Annotated in this window: 17 protein-coding genes and 1 pseudogene; 6 read left to right on the top strand and 12 right to left on the bottom strand. The window is 44.2% G+C overall.

Annotated elements, in window-relative coordinates; all coding sequences use genetic code 11:
* From WA407_RS14390 to spoVAC, 4 genes are all read right to left on the bottom strand, one after another.
* Complete coding sequence (locus tag WA407_RS14390; RefSeq protein WP_103049576.1) at positions 1-960, bottom strand: AAA family ATPase; 960 nt, start codon at positions 958-960, stop codon at positions 1-3.
* A gap of 213 nt (positions 961-1,173) precedes the next feature.
* Entirely contained in the window at positions 1,174-1,530 is a 357-nt protein-coding gene (gene spoVAE / locus WA407_RS14385) for a stage V sporulation protein AE (protein ID WP_013311204.1), read from the bottom strand.
* The gene (gene spoVAD, locus WA407_RS14380; protein WP_023989537.1) at positions 1,527-2,549 is read right to left on the bottom strand and encodes a stage V sporulation protein AD; all 1,023 of its coding nucleotides are present in this window, start codon (positions 2,547-2,549) and stop codon (positions 1,527-1,529) included. The genes spoVAE and spoVAD overlap by 4 nt, the downstream gene beginning before the upstream one ends.
* Positions 2,546-3,052, bottom strand: coding sequence for a stage V sporulation protein AC (gene spoVAC, locus WA407_RS14375; protein WP_025723396.1), 507 nt, complete (start codon positions 3,050-3,052; stop codon positions 2,546-2,548). The genes spoVAD and spoVAC overlap by 4 nt, the downstream gene beginning before the upstream one ends.
* 185 nt (positions 3,053-3,237) lie before the next feature.
* Between spoVAC and WA407_RS14370 the strand changes: the two genes are divergently transcribed.
* Positions 3,238-4,317 (top strand): M42 family metallopeptidase, encoded by a 1,080-nt coding sequence (locus WA407_RS14370; protein WP_235309291.1) that lies wholly within the window; start codon positions 3,238-3,240, stop codon positions 4,315-4,317.
* 99 nt (positions 4,318-4,416) lie between these two features.
* Here WA407_RS14370 and WA407_RS14365 read toward each other — a convergent pair whose 3' ends face one another.
* Positions 4,417-5,133: a metal-dependent hydrolase gene (locus WA407_RS14365; protein ID WP_061830385.1), complete on the bottom strand. Its 717-nt coding sequence runs from the start codon at positions 5,131-5,133 to the stop codon at positions 4,417-4,419.
* Positions 5,134-5,485: 352 nt separating this feature from the next.
* Between WA407_RS14365 and WA407_RS14360 the strand changes: the two genes are divergently transcribed.
* Complete coding sequence (locus WA407_RS14360; protein WP_061830386.1) at positions 5,486-6,199, top strand: expansin EXLX1 family cellulose-binding protein; 714 nt, start codon at positions 5,486-5,488, stop codon at positions 6,197-6,199.
* 225 nt (positions 6,200-6,424) lie between these two features.
* On the top strand, positions 6,425-8,686 hold the full coding sequence (locus WA407_RS14355; protein ID WP_336077630.1) for an AraC family transcriptional regulator: 2,262 nt from the start codon (positions 6,425-6,427) through the stop codon (positions 8,684-8,686).
* 125 nt (positions 8,687-8,811) lie between these two features.
* Here WA407_RS14355 and WA407_RS14350 read toward each other — a convergent pair whose 3' ends face one another.
* From WA407_RS14350 to WA407_RS14330, 5 genes are all read right to left on the bottom strand, one after another.
* Entirely contained in the window at positions 8,812-10,353 is a 1,542-nt protein-coding gene (locus WA407_RS14350) for an extracellular solute-binding protein (RefSeq protein WP_254328867.1), read from the bottom strand.
* A gap of 110 nt (positions 10,354-10,463) precedes the next feature.
* The gene (locus WA407_RS14345; RefSeq protein ID WP_061830389.1) at positions 10,464-11,357 is read right to left on the bottom strand and encodes a carbohydrate ABC transporter permease; all 894 of its coding nucleotides are present in this window, start codon (positions 11,355-11,357) and stop codon (positions 10,464-10,466) included.
* Positions 11,358-11,375: 18 nt separating this feature from the next.
* Positions 11,376-12,371: an ABC transporter permease gene (locus tag WA407_RS14340; RefSeq protein WP_069290040.1), complete on the bottom strand. Its 996-nt coding sequence runs from the start codon at positions 12,369-12,371 to the stop codon at positions 11,376-11,378.
* A 234-nt stretch (positions 12,372-12,605) separates the two neighbouring features.
* Entirely contained in the window at positions 12,606-13,382 is a 777-nt protein-coding gene (locus tag WA407_RS14335; RefSeq protein WP_336077629.1) for an NAD-dependent epimerase/dehydratase family protein, read from the bottom strand.
* A 241-nt stretch (positions 13,383-13,623) separates the two neighbouring features.
* Positions 13,624-14,511 (bottom strand): DMT family transporter, encoded by an 888-nt coding sequence (locus WA407_RS14330; protein WP_104497103.1) that lies wholly within the window; start codon positions 14,509-14,511, stop codon positions 13,624-13,626.
* 217 nt (positions 14,512-14,728) lie between these two features.
* On the opposite strand from WA407_RS14330, the gene WA407_RS14325 reads away from it, so the two are divergent.
* A complete protein-coding gene (locus WA407_RS14325) occupies positions 14,729-15,478 on the top strand; it encodes a YdcF family protein (RefSeq protein ID WP_061830392.1) in 750 nt (249 codons plus the stop codon).
* A gap of 103 nt (positions 15,479-15,581) precedes the next feature.
* Here WA407_RS14325 and WA407_RS14320 read toward each other — a convergent pair whose 3' ends face one another.
* Complete coding sequence (locus tag WA407_RS14320; RefSeq protein ID WP_061830393.1) at positions 15,582-16,043, bottom strand: DUF523 domain-containing protein; 462 nt, start codon at positions 16,041-16,043, stop codon at positions 15,582-15,584.
* A gap of 328 nt (positions 16,044-16,371) precedes the next feature.
* Positions 16,372-16,518, bottom strand: a pseudogene (locus tag WA407_RS14315) (sigma factor); the annotation flags it as partial.
* A 189-nt stretch (positions 16,519-16,707) separates the two neighbouring features.
* Between WA407_RS14315 and WA407_RS14310 the strand changes: the two are divergent.
* Together WA407_RS14310 and WA407_RS14305 are read left to right on the top strand one after the other, a co-directional pair.
* Entirely contained in the window at positions 16,708-17,337 is a 630-nt protein-coding gene (locus WA407_RS14310; protein ID WP_061830394.1) for a TetR/AcrR family transcriptional regulator, read from the top strand.
* Positions 17,334-18,308, top strand: a complete 975-nt coding sequence (locus WA407_RS14305) for an alpha/beta hydrolase (RefSeq protein WP_061830395.1) — start codon at positions 17,334-17,336, stop codon at positions 18,306-18,308. The genes WA407_RS14310 and WA407_RS14305 overlap by 4 nt, the downstream gene beginning before the upstream one ends.
* Positions 18,309-18,589: the final 281 nt, after the last annotated feature.

Below are 18,589 nucleotides of genomic sequence, written 5' to 3'. Positions count from 1 at the left end.
CTAAGGACGCTCCATTCGTACGGGTACATGAACCTGCCGTAGGACAGCCTGCAGCACGGACTGGGCACTGGAACTGTCCAGACGCGCCTCGGGACGCAGCAACAAACGATGCGTTAGCACATAAGGTGCCAGCGCCTTCACATCATCAGGCAGCACATAGTCACGGTTGTCTAGAAAAGCGTATGCCTTCGCAGCCATTACAAAAGCAAGCGCCGCACGGGGGCTAGCTCCCAGCAGCACGGATGGATGTTCTCTTGTCGCACGAACGATATCAAGTAAATAGGACGTCACTGCTTCGTCCATATAAATCCCTCTAATTTCCTGCTGGATGTCAGCAATCTGCTCCATATGAGCTACAGCCTCCAGGCGGTCTGCTGGCTGGCCTGCCTGATGATGAAGCAGCATGTTTCGCTCCGTCTCCATGTCAGGATAACCCAAGCTGATTTTGAGCATAAAACGATCTAACTGTGCTTCCGGCAGCATATAAGTGCCTTCAAAATCAATCGGATTTTGTGTCGCACACAGCATAAAAGGATGAGGCAACATATGAGTGTCCCCATCTACTGTCACACTGCGTTCCTCCATAACCTCCAGCAGAGCCGACTGGGTTTTCGTCGTCGCTCGGTTAATTTCGTCCGCCAGCAAAATATTAGTCATCACAGGACCCGGACGGAAATAAAAACGCTCGTCCCGTGGATGAAATATGGATACCCCTGTAATATCACTCGGGAGAATATCAGGATTACATTGAACACGGCGGTAATCACCGCGCATGGATTTGGCAAGAGCCTTGATCATTTGCGTTTTCCCCGTACCCGGAACGTCCTCGATCAGAATGTGTCCACCCGCCAGCATAGCCGTAAGCAGTAATTTTATTTCAAAGGATTTACCTAATATACATGATTCCAGATTAGAACGGATTGCAGATACAATCTGCACAGATTCTTGACGTACGGGCATAGCTCTGTAAACCTCCTAGATAGCAACATGTTTCCTATTATTGTACATGAAGGTGGGCACAGAGTACACTTAACCCCCTGCCCGTATTATTCAAACTCCATCCTTTTTTCGATCTTCAGTGTGCAGAACAATTAAAAACCCTTCGGTCATTAGATCCGAAGGGCACATGTATATAATCATTTATTTTTATGTCAAATCTAAAGTAAGCTGCTTTTATATGCTTCCTTTTGGACGAACAAACAAGCATGCCAGAAAAGAGAAAATAATCGCAGAGGAAATTCCTGCACTTGTCAGACTAAAGATCCCTGTAATGACACCCAGCCATCCGTCCTTCTCCAATTCAGTTAATGCGCCGTGTACAAGGGAGTTACCAAAACTGGTAATTGGAATGGTCGCACCCGCCCCTGCAAATTTAATAAGCGGATCGTATATCCCAACAGCATCAGCAATTGCACCTGCAACCACCAACGTACTCATCGTATGTGCCGGCGTCATTTTGAACACATCCATCATCAACTGGCCCACAACACAAATGGCACCGCCCACTAAAAAAGCCCATAGAAATATCATACTGTTCCTCCCGCTTCAAAAGCTACGGCATGTGCAACACAAGGAATGCTTTCACCCTGCTGTGTAGTCAAAGGAGATAATAACGCTCCAGTCGCCACGACCAGTACCTTTTGCAGCTCTCCTTTTTCAATCCGCTTCAATAAATGCCCGTAGGTTACAACAGCCGAGCAGCCACAACCACTGCCTCCTGCAATGACTTTCTTTTGCTTATTGATGTCGTAAATCAGTAAACCGCAATCATTAAATTCCGTCTGATTCATATCGAACCCATCTTTTTTGAGCAGCTCCTTGGCAATTGGTAGCCCCACTGAGGCTAAATCGCCCGTTACAATGAGATCATAGTAACCAGGGTCACGACCAGTGTCTCGAAAATGAGACAACAGCGTATCCGCAGCCGCGGGAGCCATGGCTCCACCCATATTAAAAGGGTCTTTAATGCCCATGTCCATTACACGTCCAATGGTAGCACAATCCACCACCGTCCCTGACTTGGCATGTCCTACAATTGCGGCGCCGGAACCGGTAACAGTATACTGAGCCGTAGGGGGCTTCTGTGATCCGTATTCATTAGGATAGCGGAATTGTTTTTCTACAGTACAGTTATGGCTGGTCGTACCCGCCATCACGTAGTCACCGGCCTCTGAGTCCACAATAAGTGCGGCTAAGGCTAAGCTTTCCATTGATGTTGAACAGGCTCCAAAAACACCCAAATAGGGAATAGCCAGCTTGCTAGCCGAAAAGGAGCTACTGATAATCTGATTCATCAGATCACCACTAATAAAAAACTGCACTTCTTCTTTGTTCAAATTGGCATTAATTAGCGCCAGCTCTGTAGAATGCTCAATCAATCTACGTTCTGCTTTTTCCCACGTTTTCTCGTTGATTTCTATATTGTCATAAATATAATCAAAATCTGTGGACAACGGCCCTTCTCCTTCATCCGGGCCCACAACAGTGGCACTTCCAATAATGCGCGGTCTCGATTCAAACTTCCAGGTTTGTCCGCCCTGTCTTCTCATAAGTGATTGCCTCCCACACCAAGGATGGCATATATAACGCCTACGATAAATGCAGCCACCACCCCGAATACGACAACCGAGCCTGCAAGTTTGAACATATTGGCGCCTACTCCGAGCACCAGTCCCTCAGAACGATATTCCAATGCAGCCGAACACATCGAGTTAGCAAAGCCTGTAATGGGCACAGCGGTTCCTGCTCCTGCCCATTGAGCAACCTTATCGTAAACCCCGATACAGGTTAATATGACCGCCAGCAAGATCATCATCGATGAGGTCGGCGGGGCGGCCTCCTTGGCTGATATGTGCATTCCTGCCATAAAAGCCTCTTGAATCGCCTGTCCAATCACACATATCCCGCCTCCAACCAGAAAAGCGCGCACACAATTGGCAAATACTTTTCTCGAGGGTTCATGCTTTTGTGAAATATTCTGATAGTCCTTCTCATTTATGGACAGCGGCGACGTATTGGTACGAAAACCGCGCTGCCCGGATTTAGCTGGCATCATTCACCACCCCTTATCTGTAAGTTTTCGCGCTTGGCGGTTCGAATTGCTTGGCTCTTTTTCATTATGAGCTTTTTGGAGAAATGTTATGTCAGGAAAATGATATCGTGGACATTCGATACAAATCCATTCATACTGAATACATGACGACCACTGGTTAATTAATAAGGAGTGAGGTATACATCATGGAATCAAAAACATTGGAATTGTTTAAAACCTTAACGGAGTTTCCTTCCATTCCGGGACATGAGCGTGAGTTGCGGGCATGGGTTAAGGAACGGATATCCGGCTATACCGATGAAATCGTGCAAGATCGACTGGGCAGTCTTTTTGGGGTGCTACGCGGTCAAGAGAGTGGACCACGTGTGATGGTGGCAGGCCATCTGGATGAAGTCGGTTTTATCGTGAATGGTATTACGGAAACTGGAATGATTCGTTTTCAGCCGGTTGGAGGCTGGTGGAGCCAAGCCATTATGTCACAACGTCTTCAAGTATTGACTCCAAAAGGCCCAGTTATCGGTGTAGTTGGCTCTGTCTCGCCTCATTTGCTGGATGAATCGCAACGCAGCAAACCTATGGACATCAAGCATATGTATCTGGATATCGGCGTAGACAGCAGACAAGAAGCGCAAGATCTGGGGATCGTACCAGGAACGGCCATTGCGCCGATCTGTGATTTCACTCCACTGGCAAATCCTAAAAAAATCATGGCTAAAGCATGGGATAACCGCTACGGTGTAGGCTTGGCTATTGAACTGCTTGAAGCATTACATAAAGAAAAAAACAAGCTTCCCAATACATTGTTTGCGGGGGCCACTGTTCAAGAAGAAGTGGGACTGCGTGGTGCACGCACAGCGGCCAATCTGATTCAGCCGGATATATTCTTTGCACTGGATTGCAGTGCAGCCAACGATATGGGCGGCGACCCGAATGCTTACGGGCACCTCGGTAAAGGCGCACTGCTGCGGGTATTTGATCCAGGTATGATTACACATCGCGGGATTGTGGAGTACGTGCAAGACATGGCGGAAACTCACAAAATCAAGTATCAATATTTCATCTCCACAGGGGGAACCGATGCAGGTCAAGTGCACTTGAGCGGAATTGGCGTGCCATCCACTGTCATAGGCATCTGTGGACGATACATCCATACTTCCTCGTCCATTATTCACACTGATGATTATGATGCAGCCAAAGAGCTGATCATCAAGCTAGTTCAAAATCTGGATCGTACAACGCTGAATACCATTATTGAACGAGCCTAAGTTGTAACAGAGAATCGCAATCTATAAAAAAACAGTCAAGACACGTACAACGTGCATTGACTGTTTTTTTAATTTAATAGAAACAAAAGATAGAATATATCAAATCAAATGCTTATAACGAAGCAAAGCAATCACTACAAGTACAGTAGTTAAAGCAATACAGACGTTTTCTATCTTAGCTCCCTTCCGGGTTCCGGTACTCATCAATTTAAATCGCAGCTTCCATTTGAACGGCGGCAAAGGTTTGATTCCATTATTCGTCAAGGAATCTGCCAGTAAATGCAGCAAGTACGCTAGACCTCCAGCCAGCCATATGCTGTCACCGTGCAAACGTGTCGTACCATAAAGCAACGCAGTCCATGCGACTGTCCCGTATACCGTATGTGTCAACCCCCGGTGTGGGACTAACGTACAAATGATCAGCAGACACCCGGCGATATAATTCCACGGTGCATATGATTCTCCATACCAGGCTAGGCCGATACCAATTAGAAAGATAATAACCTTGCGCATGGATCGTGAAGGCATAAAAGAAGCACTGATCATCAGCAAAGCCAAAACAAGATTCCATGGCGGTGGAGCCAAACGGGTGAAAAATACCCAACCAGCAGCCCCAATCATTAGAAGCTGTATAAGCCTAAGCATTTTGGTTGGCAGCGCACGGCTCACGAGCATGGAGTTAGGCTCGTCAATATCCGGCAACAGTGAACCGACCACAGCAGCTGCCACGGCAGCCGGGGTCACTTCGTATCCACTTAAAGCTAATACCGACAGGGAGACCCCGGTTCCAATAATCAAATGGGCTCTTCCCATCATGGTGCAAAACATCCTTTCGTTGTAGCATACAACAGAGTTCAACATCACTCCATTTGAATCAGCATGATTCGATTGTATACGACAAACAAAAGGAGAACAATAGTTCGCTTATTCTATTTAAAAGACTTCATCCAAAAGTCCTATTTTCGTCCTCATTACTTAATCCTCCCCTTGTTCTTTATCTGTACAACCATTTCTTAAAAAAACACGCCATATGGCCTATGAGTATGTTGACAAACATCTTCAATATTTTCTTTTTGCCTCAAAGTCCTATTGTACAATTTGAAATATTAGGTAATATAGTGTTTATATTTACTATATGAATCTATTAAATGAATAAGGAGGAAATGTTATGCAAAAAATATCGACGTTCCGAAAGTTCAAAACCATCGGTCTAACATCGTTGCTAAGTCTTGTATTATTCGCCCTTCCCGCTTCTGCTGCTTGGAATGATACATACACGGGGTACGCCACATATACAGGATCAGGTTACTCTGGAGGGGCATTACTGCTTGATCCCATCCCTTCGGATGCCAAAATTACAGCGCTTAATCGCACACAACTGAATTATAACGGAATCAAAGCTGCATTAGCTGGAGCCTATTTGGAAGTTCAAGGTCCCAAAGGGAAAACAACCGTATATGTAACTGATCTTTACCCTGAAGGTCCAAGTGGCGCACTCGATCTGTCCCCAAACGCGTTCAACCTGATTGGCAATCAAATAGACGGAAAAATTAATATTTCGTGGAAAGTTGTCAAAGCTCCGGTTAACGGCAATGTCTCCTACCGCATTAAAGAAGGCAGCAGCCAATGGTGGGCAGCCATTCAAGTACGCAATCATAAATATCCGGTCTTGAAGATGGAAGTCCAACAAAACGGACAATGGCTCAATCTCGAAAAACAGGATTACAACCACTTTCTAGGTACTAACTTAGGAAAACAACCTCTGAAAATACGGATTACGGACATTCGCGGTGTCGTGCTAAACGATACAATCCCAGCTCTAGCGGAAAATGGTACAGGCGGAGCCTATATCGTTAATGGTAACGTTCAATTTCCTGACTAATTGCAGTACCGTCATCTTTCCTTCTTTTATTTGAATACACAAACCCGGCCGGGAACCGACGCAATCCAATGCGTATAAGTGTTCCTGGCCTTTTTGCGAAAAAATCATTATTTTTCACAAAGAATCGGTTTGTTCACTGTCCTGTTCACAAGATCACACGTATAATGAATACATAAATAGGGTGTACTTTACAGCTACGTGCACACAGACAGGAGGCCTGTTCATATGAGCAATTTCAAAAAGCATCACAAGCTTCACAGCAAATTGCTGGTCAGCATTACGTTATGTATTACGCTAACGTTGCTGGTATCCACCACTGTGTATTATTTTTACTATATTCGCGTGGAAAAGGAGCAGGCATTCGAGGCCAATCACAACAGCTTGACGTTGAGAAGCAAAGAAGTTATTAACATGACATCTATTGCTCAATCTTTGGCATTCCAAATGTATCGCAGCAGTACCCTGTCCAAGTTGTTGTATTATCCAAAACCTAATGTATATGATGTAACCGCTGCCATGACCGAATTGAACAATTATCTTAACTCCATGCCGTATATCGAATCCATCTACGTGTTTAACCCTAAAAGCGGCACCTTCTACATTGCGTCCTCACAAGGTCAAAACGGGTTATTCAGCAAACATGAACTGGCTGATACAGATATCATTCGCGTGCTGGATCATTATCAGGACTATAAACCCTTTACGCCTATTCCACGCACGTATCCGCTGCTGTCGGCCTCAGACTCCGGAGCTGGAGTAGAGCAAGCAAGCCCAGATATCGCAGCTTATACGTATTTATGTTATGACGCAATTAACTCGAACGAAGCGATGAATTCGGCTGTGATTGTGAATGTGTCGGCGGCCTGGATGAACAAGGAAATGGCGGCGAATCCAATCTCAGGCGGGACCGCTTATATTTTAGACGATCAGGGCAGACTGTTGTCTGGTACAACATTGACAGACGAAACTTTGAACGAGAAAGAGCAGCTATGGTTGCACACGAGAGTCAAAAAACAAGAAACAGGCTATTTTATAGAAGACTTTCACGGTAAAAGATCACTCATTTCCTACACCTCCCCGGACGGACTAGGTTGGCAGTATATTAGTGTCACATCATATGAAAGCGTTATCAAAATGGCGAGTGTTATTCGTAATGCGATGTTACTGATAGCCGCCATCATTGCATTGGCAGGATTCGTGGCTTCGTGGCTGCTGTCCAAAATGCTGTATACGCCTATTGGCCAAATTGTTGTGCATATGAATTCACTGGAATCGGAGAAACGAAACAGTATGTACACGATCCGGCAAAACATTTTACGGAATGTAATCCGAGGAATCCAAAATCTTCCTGCCGGTAAAGAACCGGAACGATTGCGCGAGCTTGGGATTACGTTCCAGTTCGACAAAGACTCCCGCCTTGTGCTGCTGCGCATAGATGAATATACCCGATGGCAAAGCGAACGTGGACCTGATCTGCTACCCTATAAGTTTGCAATCATGAACATTGCTTCTGAAATATGCGGACAGACGTACCAAGTGGAGACCGTTGATATGGATGAGGACAGTGTACTGCTGATGCTTAACATTCTCGATCCCGCAGAACATACAGACACTGTACTGCTAGAAACCTTATTACGCCAAATACGTGAAGCTTGCTTTGAATATTTGAAGCTGAGCGTTTCACTGACTTACAGTGCCATCACGAGCCAACCAGAACGGCTTCATCTGCTGTACCGCCAGGTACAAGACGCATCTATGCACCGATTTTTTCAGGGGCACAGATGCATTATTAATGCGCAAAACACTACAGACGAGGATATCCAAAATACTTACGTATATCCAGCCGATAAAGAGAAAAAAATGCTGGATACGCTACTGTCTGGTCATACGGAGGATGCACACAGTATGTTCAAAGAATTATTGATGCATATGGAAAAATATCCGTTTCCCTCTGTTCAAGTGGCGATATCCCGGCTCATCATGAGTGTGAATAATGCTGTTCGGCATATTAGTGAGCTCAATGGATTTGCTATAGAAACTAAACCTGAATTACCATCCGCAGATCGGTTAGAGACCGCTGAGAATCTTATTGATCATTATCAATTGGTCTTTGATCATATTCGCTCCAGTCTATCGGAAAAACGAAACACGAAGCAGGAACGATTGGTGCGGCAAATTAATGAACGAATGGAGCAAGCCTATACCGATCCCAATTTTTGTCTCAATCAGATTGCGGAAGAGCTGGATATGTCGCCGATCTACGTCAGCAGGCTATATAAGCAGCAGACTATGTCCACCATCGTGGACGTCATCCAACAACTCCGTATTCGCAAGGCCTGTGAACTGCTGGAACAGACCGACTGGTCCGTGGCTGACGTAGCAGAACAAACCGGATTTGCGAGCAGCTCTTATTTCCATCGCATGTTCAAACGTAGCTTGGGCGTAACACCGACAGATTTTCGTCGTTCTAAAGCAAATGCGCAATAAGTAGGCTGCTCTACACGACAACTCTGAGAACGGAACATTGCTCCCAAAAAATAGACTGATATTAAAAAGCAAGCCTCCAACTTTCTGGAGACTTGCTTTTCTTCTTTATCATAAATCTTTATGTTTTATTTAATACCCTTCTCCTTTACGTAAGCTTCCCATTGTTTTGTATATTCAGTTTGGATTTTCTCCAAACCAGCTTGATTTGCCTTTTGCAAGAAGGTCTGCAAGCCTTGATCTACATTGTCGATCAGCCCAGCTTGGAGCGGATACAGATATTGCTTCTCCACCTGTTCTAGAGCCGCTTTTTCAGCTTGGTAGGTTGTGTAGTCCTCTGCAAAACCGGTAAACAGGTCAGGCTTCTGGATTTTATCCAGCTCAGCAAATATCTTCTTCACACGGTCAAAGCCTGAATCAAACAGCATATATTCCGGGTTACGCCAAGCCCAACTGTTCATACCTTCGCGTGAAAATCCATTAGAACTGCCGCTACCAATCATATGATAGTAACCATCTTTGACTTCATAGTTTTTGCCTTCAATACCATATTGCGTGAGCAAGTTATAGCGTTTGTCCGTCACAAGCTTTTCATAAAAAGCTAATGCGCGCGCCGGATTTGGGCTGCTTTTTGGAATTGCAAAGCCGTTATGAATCGGATGCACTGGAGTTGCATAACCTGTCGTCAAAGGGAATGGGTAATACTCGAGCTTCCAGTCCGGGTGAGATGCTTTGAGCTTAATGACCATATCATTAAACCGGGTTGGATTGTCACCGAAAATACTCGCTGCTTTGCCAGAAGTCACTTGATCCTGAAGCGTATCTTTTACGTTTAATACGTTTTTGGGAATGAATCCTTTATCGGCCCAGCGTTTGTAAGTGTTCAGCTCTTCCTTTTGTTCATCCGAGCCCCAATATTTATAAACCTCTGTTGGTTTTTCATATTTAATGCCAATGCCATAAGGCAAGGCACCTACACTCTTCGTTACTAATTCGGTATATCGGTCATGCAGATTTCCCTTGATATCGCTGTTCAGAGATACGGTTTTCATATTTGGCTCATGCTGACGTATCCCATCCATATAAGCCTCGTAACTTTTGATATCTGTCGGTTTAGGCAAATTGTACTTCTCTCGTAAATCCTCACGCCATACAAAACCGTTAGTGACATACTCTTTATACGTGCCAGGCACGGTATAAATTTTGCCTCCAATTTTAACTCCATCCCACATGTCCTGAGGTACAAATTTTTGCAAGGCAGGTGCAACCTTAGGCAGCAGATCGTCTAGCGGCAGGAATGCGCCCTTCTTGGCATAGGCCTGATACTGCGTCCAATCTGCAGTGAATATCAGGTCGATAGGCTGACCCGAAGACAATAACAGCTTATATTTTTGATCCCAGTCTGTCCACGTCGTATAGTTAAATTTGACGGTGGCATTCAGATCCTTTTCCGCCAATTTATTAATCTCTGCCTCAATGGTAGACAGATCCTTAGGAGCATCCCCCAGCATATAAAATTGCAGCTGAACTTTTTGGGATTTATCATCCTCTCCATTTGCTTTTTGTGCGCTGTTTCCGCTACCGCCTCCACATCCGGCTAATAGCGCCATGATGACCATTACTGCAATCAGGATGGACATGCGTTGTTTTCTTTTCTTTGTGAATGTCATGTGAATCCTCCCTTTGAAATGGTAGTCTGTTTATTAAAACGCTTACAAAAAGTGCTGCTTTGATGGCATACCGTCAGCACGTTATGCCATCAAAGCCTTTTAGTGCCGCTTCAGCCTTTTACCGCGCCTATGGTCAGCCCCTTAACAAAGTAACGCTGAATGAACGGGTACAGCAGCAAAATGGGTCCAGTAACCACGATCGCCATTGCCATTTTGGTCGATTCTGTCGGCATATCATTGGAAAGAGACACACCAGTACCTGCACCCATTTGAGCGATAAATTGCATGGAGTTAATTACATTATACAGATAATATTGCAACTGGTATTTATGCGGATCGTTAATAAATAGTGAGGATGAGAACCAGTCATTCCAGTAAGCCAAGGCCAGAAACAGCCCCACAGTGGCAATCCCCGGTGTAGATAAAGGCAGCACAATTCGATAGTAAATTTTAAAATCACCCGCGCCGTCAATTTTAGCGGACTCGAACAGTTCTTCCGGCATGGAAGAACGAATGAAGTTTTTCATTAAAATGATCAGAAACGGAGTCATCAATCCCGGGAAAATAAGCACTGTATACGTATCAAGCAATCCTAAATACTTCGTCAGCATAATGTACCAAGGTACCAACCCGCCTCCGAACAGCGTCGTAAAGTATATATAGAATGAAAACGCATTGCGGTATTTAAAATCTTTGCGTGCCAACACATATCCTGCCATCGTCATCAGGAACAGGCCCAATGTCGTGCCTACAACCGTGGTAAAAATTGTCACCCCGTACGCTCTTAACACCTCTTCAGGAAAGGTGAACACCGTCCGGTAACCTTCCAGTGAGAATTGCTGTGGTATAAAGTGATATCCATCCCTGATAATCGATTCATTACTGGTCAGTGAAGCCGAAATAATAAGTAGGAACGGGAGTAAACAAGCAATGGAAGCAATAATGATAATCACATAAGAGATGATTTTAAAAATTCGAGTGTATACATCCTCTTTGATCGCCATCCGTTTGGGTCCTCCTTTCTAGAATAAGGCATATTCGTCGTTCAACTTGCGGATGATGTAGTTCACGGTCATGATCAGTACAAAACCGAACAAGGATTGGTACACGCCTGCTGCCGAAGCCATACCCACATCAAAAGTCACTTTCAAGGAACGGTACACATAAGTGTCCAAAATATCCGTCGTATTGTACAGCACCCCATTGTTGCCGATTAATTGATAGAAAAGATCAAATTGTCCTTTCATAATACTACCAAGTGCAAACAACAGCAGCACAACGAATGTCGATTTAAGCATCGGAACGGTAATGTACCAGATTCGTTGGAAAATATTAGCTCCATCCATTTTAGCTGCCTCATAATATTCGTCACTGATCCCTGTAATTGCTGCCAGATAGATCACCATACTGTAGCCGAGATTTTTCCATAAATAGAACAGGATAATCAGGAAAATCCATACCCATGGTTTGTTGTATACATCCACGCGTTCACCACCAAGTTGCAGCAACAGCGTATTCAGAAAACCATTATCATAATTAAATATGTTATACACGATGACACTTAGAATAACGAAAGAAACAAAATAAGGCAGGAACATCACGGATTGAGCGATCTTTTTAAAGTAGCGGCCTCGCAGCTCATTCAGCAAAATAGCGAGAACAATCGCTAACACGTTGCCGAGTAAAATAAACGCTGCGTTGTATCCGACCGTATTCAATGTCAGTTTTGTCAGCGTGCCGGATTGCCATAGAAAGCGAAAATTTTGGAGTCCGACGAACTTGGCATCAAACAGGCTGGTATTGAAGTCGAACTGGGTAAATGCATAATAAATACCCACCATAGGAATGTAGGAGTTAATGAAGAAAAAAATTAAAGTGGGCAACAACATCAGAAATAATACCCGATTGCGGAACAGTTCATAGAAAAAACCGTGTTTTCTACCCGTTCCCAGCCTCTTACCGTTCAGGCGGGAATCCGTTGCAAGCATTGCAGAATTTTTGGGCATAGGCTGATTCAATGTGAGTCACTCCCCCTCTGTATACGTTGCCGACAGCAAGGTTTGTAGCACCGCCGCCGTATAACTGTATTTTATGTAAGCGCATTCAAAATAAAAAGTGAAGCCTCTCATGCTTCATGAACAAAGGAGTGTCCGGAGGAGTGAACAATTCGGATATTTGTGAAGTTTTATGTAATATGAGGCGCCTGATCGACGCCTTGAGCCCATTCACAAAGCATATTTGAACGATCTACTCTATTCCTTTTGTCCACCCTGAAAAGTGGTTTCATCCTGTTTCACCCGTAATCCGATTTTCTTGGCCTGCTCCAGCAGCTCAGCGGCATTATCCTGCGGCTTATACCCGATTAGTTCTTCCAAGTAGCCAATGTCATAATAATTATCCGTATTGGCTGACGTACCGTACAAATTAAGATAACTCATCTCCGGACGAGCTTCGATACAGCAGACGGTCAGACGGATCATATCGCGCTCGGAAATCCAAATATGAGCGGCGCGCTCCGAATGGGGCCGATCATCCCCAGGAAAATTTCCGATACGGATATTCATTGAAGATATTTTGCCCTGATCGGCATACAGCCGTCCCAACAGTTCAATGTAGCACTTACTCAATCCATAAAAACTGTCTGGTCGGTAGGGATCTTCAACATCTATACTTTCGCCTACTTTATAAAACCCTGTGGCATGATTGGAACTGGCAAAAACAATGCGCTTTACCCCATTTTTGACCGCAGCTTCATACAGCTTGTAGGCTCCGCTTACATTGCCAGACAGCACTTTGCCGAGAAAATCCCCTTCATCCTTGATCCATGCAAAATGCAGTACCGTATCCACTCCACGCGTGAGCTCATCCAGTCGTGCAGCATCATGTATATCCATTTCCACAATCCCTGCCTCTTCATCGTTCTTCACATCAGCAGCGGTTATTTCATATTTACCTTCCGCTTGTAGCCCTTCATACAATACTTTTCCAATTGTACCTGCCGCACCTGTAATCAATAATTTTCGTGCCATCGCCCGATCTCCCTTCTTAGCTTGGTTGTATGCTGTCATCCATATCATAATTTTAACCAACTCCCCAGGGAGGAAACCCCTTAAACTCTCGAATTCGGTATGTCATAACCCACTTAACTGTGTCACCTGTCGGCATATAAAAAGGGACCCTGCTATTGTGCAAGAGTCCCTTGTTGTTACTTTGTTTCAAATTCTATGTTTCGAGTTCTATCTTTCAATTTCTTTGTTTCAACTACTACGCTCAAGCTTGTCGTACTACTCTCGCTCTGCGATTAACCAAATAAATGCTAAGCCCGATTAAGATCAACCCGATAAGCAGGAAAGCCGTAATCGCTTCGCCCAGCACCAACGAGCTGACAAATACTGAAATCACAGGCACCAAAAACGTATAGGAAGCGACCTTACTGGCATCCCCCGAATTGACCAGCGTGAAATACAGCAGCCAGGATAGTGAAATTCCCAGCACCGTGCCGAATATCAGCCCTGACACATACGGGACGTTCCATACGATATCTGACCAGCTTTCCGTCACCGTTCCAGCTCCCGTCAGCACGATGCCTCCCAGTGTACATTGAAATGCAACCAGCCACAGCGAATCGACACGCTGGTTTACCTTTTTCACATATACCGTTCCCAATGCCCAGCTCACGGCAGTAATAATGGCGATGATTACACCTGCCACAGCCACATGCCCTGAAAATCCGCCCACACTAACAGCTGCAACGCCCAAAAATCCGATGATCAATCCAATCACCTTGAGTCTGGACATCGCTTCTCCCAGCCACATCCATGCAAAAATACCGACCAGCACAGGCTGGAGATATACCAGCACAGAAAACAAGCCGGAGGGGACGTACATCAGTCCCACTGTTTGCAGACCATAAAACAGTACCACGTTAAAAATACCTGAAATAGCATACACCCGCCAATTTTCTTTCCAACGAATGCGATTCCATCTCGGTACTAAAATTGCTCCTAATAGCAGACCGCCCAGCAGTGTACGTAGCCCTGCAAACAACAATGGAGGTGTGAATTCCAATGCCACTTTATAAATGGGCCAAGAAATGCCCCACAATACAACCAGTAGCGCGATCATCATCATCCGCTTGGCTGTCGTTAACTCTCCCATGACGCTATCGCTCCTCTATGAAAAAAATCACTAGACTTTATATACTACGCCTGCAGAACAACTTTATCAAACAAAAAATATGTATTGGAAAGCTGCACCTTTCATGCCCGCTTGTTCATCGAGGTATGTCTTCGGACAGAGGAATCCAGTCATTTGCCTATGTTACAATATACCAAAAAGACTTATAAAGCTTATAAGGATAGGAGGTTGTCTGCACTTGATTTATATCATCAAATTTTTGTACAGCTTTGTGCTCCCTCCCGGTTTGTTCATCCTCGTGATGACAGGGCTCGTGATCTGGCTATGGAAAAGGGCACGTATACCTGCGGTCGTACTGCTTCTTGTCACATTGCTGCTGTATGTTTCCTCGACCAATCTGGCTGGAGATTTGTTAATCAGTAGCCTGGAAAAACAGTACCCACAACCCCGTACCGTTCAAGGCGATGTCATTGTCGTACTTGGGGGCGGAGCCACACAGGGAACCCCCGACATCAATGGACAAGGCAATCTGCTAGGATCTGCGGCTAATCGACTGCTCACTGCGGCGCGACTGCACGAAGCAACAGGCTTACCCATTCTTTTCTCCGGCGGGCAAGTGTTTGGAGACAGTGGTAATGAAGCGAATATTGCACAAAGGCAGCTACTAGGACTCGGTATTCCGGCAAAAGATATCCTGATCGAAAACCGTTCTTTGAACACACAGCAAAATGCCGTATATACATCGCAAATTTTGGGAAAACATCAACTCACTAGACCTGTTCTGGTGACCTCCGCTTTCCATATGCCACGTGCTGCACTGGAATTTCAGCGTGCAGGCATGCAGGTCATAGCTTATCCTACCGACTATCTGGCAAGTGAAAAGCTGTCACTGTATGCTGGCAAGCTTTCGCCGTCTGCTGGGGCCATGTCTACAACTGGAACAGCCCTCAAGGAATACCTAGGAATTCTTGCATTAAAGCTTAAATAATGTGATGTCTAATCGTATAGCGGCACATAGCACAAACAAGCGTCTTGCGCTCGCAGGTATAAGCCTGTAAGCTAGCAAGGCGCTTGATCTACCCTTACATATTCTAATCCAAGAAAATATCTGATATTTGTTCTTCCGATATGACCTTAAAGCCTTCCTTTTTTAACAAAGCCGAGGTTACCCCGTTACCTGCTATTTTACGATTTTCGAATGACCCATTATATATTGCTGCTGATCCGCAGGACGGGCTGTTTTCTTTTAAAACAACAAGTGTTGCGTTAACCTCTCTGGCTATATTCAAGGCTTCATATGCACCTCTAATGTACATATCGCTAACATCGTTGCCTGAAAACTCGACCACCTTGGCTGTGCCGTTCAGCACATCCTCGCCTGTCCCTCCAACAATCTCAGCAGGCTCTCTCGGAGTCACAAAGCCCCCCAAAAGCTCAGGGCAGATCGTCACAGCTTTCTTTTCCTCTACCAACTTCTGAATATGTACATCCAGGCTATCCGTCCCGTTATATCGTACCTTCATGCCCGCTAAACACGAACTTACCAGAATCATTAGTTCCACCTCATATCCATTGCATTCACTATTAAGTAGTTAAAGTATAAACAAATTTTCTAATAGAGTCATCGTACGAAAATTTTGACTCGCCACTACGTCCGCGTTCCGTAAGGATATTCTTCCAGCTGATGACCTAATCGTAATCATGATCCTGCACTCTACCCATACCCTTTTGAACTCTGTTCGAAATACAAGTAATGAGAAAAAGGCCCTGATTAGGGCCTTCAAATACTGCGGAGTTCAACGTATCTCCTTTGTCGTTTACCCCTTCTGCTTGTAAAACTCATGGTACAACTTCATCAGAGCGCGCTTTTCAATTTGTGACTTCCTTATCAGTCCCTATAGGATCGCGGAGAGATACGTCTTTGCGTGTTTTTTTCAGGGAACGTAAATGCATCAGGATCTCATTTTCTATACAACGGGCTGCAAATGTTGCCAGCTTGGTGCCTTTCCCGGTCCGAAAGCTTTCAATGTATTCATCCAAAATAACCTGATAAAAACAAGCCGGAGGCGTATATTGGTTTTTTATTTGTTAAGGTTCATCCTGCTCGTAAGTAAGATAAATTCACTCTTGCTATAAGTCATAATTTAAGATATATTATTAATTAAATAATCAATCATTTAATTAATAATAGTTTAGTTTAAAGAGAGGGGAATACATTTGGCAAGACCCATCAATGAAGAAAAAAGACTGGAGCGGCGTAAACGTATCCTAGAAGAAGCTGTTGTCCTGTTCGCAGAAAGTGGATATTCTAATACCACAACGGCTATCATTGCGCAGAGTGTGGGAGTGACTCCTGGAACCATTTTTCAATATTTCCCCAGCAAAGAAGCTTTATACTACGCCGCTGTCCTTGAGCCGCTTGCTGATATTCAGGTGAAATCGCTTGCTTGTCTACAACAAGAGGGGACGCCGGGCGTATTGATTAAGAACATGGTGGCAGAACAATTCAACCATATCTACTTCTATATAAATGAATTGCGGCTTGTTCAATCTGTCTTAGGACAACGAATAAGATTCCCTGAACTTACACAGAAGGTCCTTGAAAGTATAAAGGTAATGACAGATGCGATCGAATGCGTCTATGCCAAGGGACAGTTAATGGGAGAATTCAACAAAAGCTTTTCTCCAGCAATGATCTCTCGTGCCTATATCTCTTTCTTAAATGGAGTGGGCTTAACTCTTGGAGAAAGTATTATTCATCATCCCGAGTGGGAAAATCTGAAGGGGCATGCCTTTTATTTGTTCGCCCCCATACAACCTAAAGAAAAACTGGAGGAGTCTGAATGAGTCAGGCATCATTACAACCCGAGCTGACATTTAACGTTCGTGTGAAAAAACGAAAGAAAATTTTATGGAGCCTAGGGATCGTGCTTTTGCTTGTGATGGCTCTTGTATTTTTTATATCTTATAAAGTAGTAGATACCTTGTTGCACCATCCTAGAGATACTAATGTCAGCTACGGATTGAATATCGATAAAACTCCCTACGAAGAGGTCGAGTTCAAGAGTTTGAAAAATGATAATACGATTAGAGGTTCCTTCTTTCCTGCAAGTGGTCTTTCTGGTAAAGCAAGTAATAAGACAATTATTGTCGTCCATGGATATACGAGCAATCGTTTAGTCAAAGGGCGGACCCAAAAGTTAGTAGAGCATTTCGTTCCGAAAGGCTACAATGTATTGGCATTTGACCTCAGCTCACAAGGTAAATCCGATGGTGATTTGATTACACTGGGCTTCAATGAAAAATACGATTTGCTAGGAGCTGTAAGCTATTTAAAATCCAGAGACCATACGGGTGATAAGATTGGAGTTATCGGCTTTTCAATGGGTGCTGCTACTTCTTTGCTAGCCGCAAGTGAAAGTGATGACATCAAAGCCGTAATTGCGGATAGTCCTTTTCGTAATGCTGGTCTATTTTTGAGAGAGGGTTTGCCCTTCTTTTCAGGTTTACCTGCGTTTCCATTCAGTTATACATCGACATGGATGGCAAATTGGGCCTTTAAGGTTGATCTTGATTCCATATCTCCTATGGATGCGGTAAAAAAGATGCAAGACAAGCCAGTTATGCTCATTCATGGTACTGGAGATCAGCAAATTAGTTATAAAAATACAGAAATTATTTACGAGTCCTTAAAAGATAACCCAAAAGCAGAAGTATGGTACCCGCAAAATACGGAGCACATCGATGCCATCAACCATTACCCTACTGAGTATTTCAAAAGAGTAGATCGCTTTTTGGATGAGTATGTAGGAAAATAAATTCAATCCAAGAGAGCCCACTAGCGAAGGAGCTTGTCCTGACGAAGTATAAAACGCCCAATAATATCAAGCATTTTTAGCCTGTAGTGTAGAAAACCACTACAGGCTTTTATTTGCGTTTTAAATGAAAACACATAGCAAAATAGTTATTATTTAAGCGAAAAGGAGCAGTTGTTTTTATAAGATAGCCTTAGATAAGAATATTGGATGGGTAGAGGGGGATGCAATTTAAACACGCCTCTGAAAAGAAGCAAGTAATTGAATTATGAAAAAGACCTAAA

This window comes from Paenibacillus sp. 203 (genome assembly GCF_037027525.1).
Classification (GTDB): domain Bacteria; phylum Bacillota; class Bacilli; order Paenibacillales; family Paenibacillaceae; genus Paenibacillus; species Paenibacillus polymyxa_B.
This window is presented reverse-complemented; position numbering and strand designations above follow the sequence as displayed.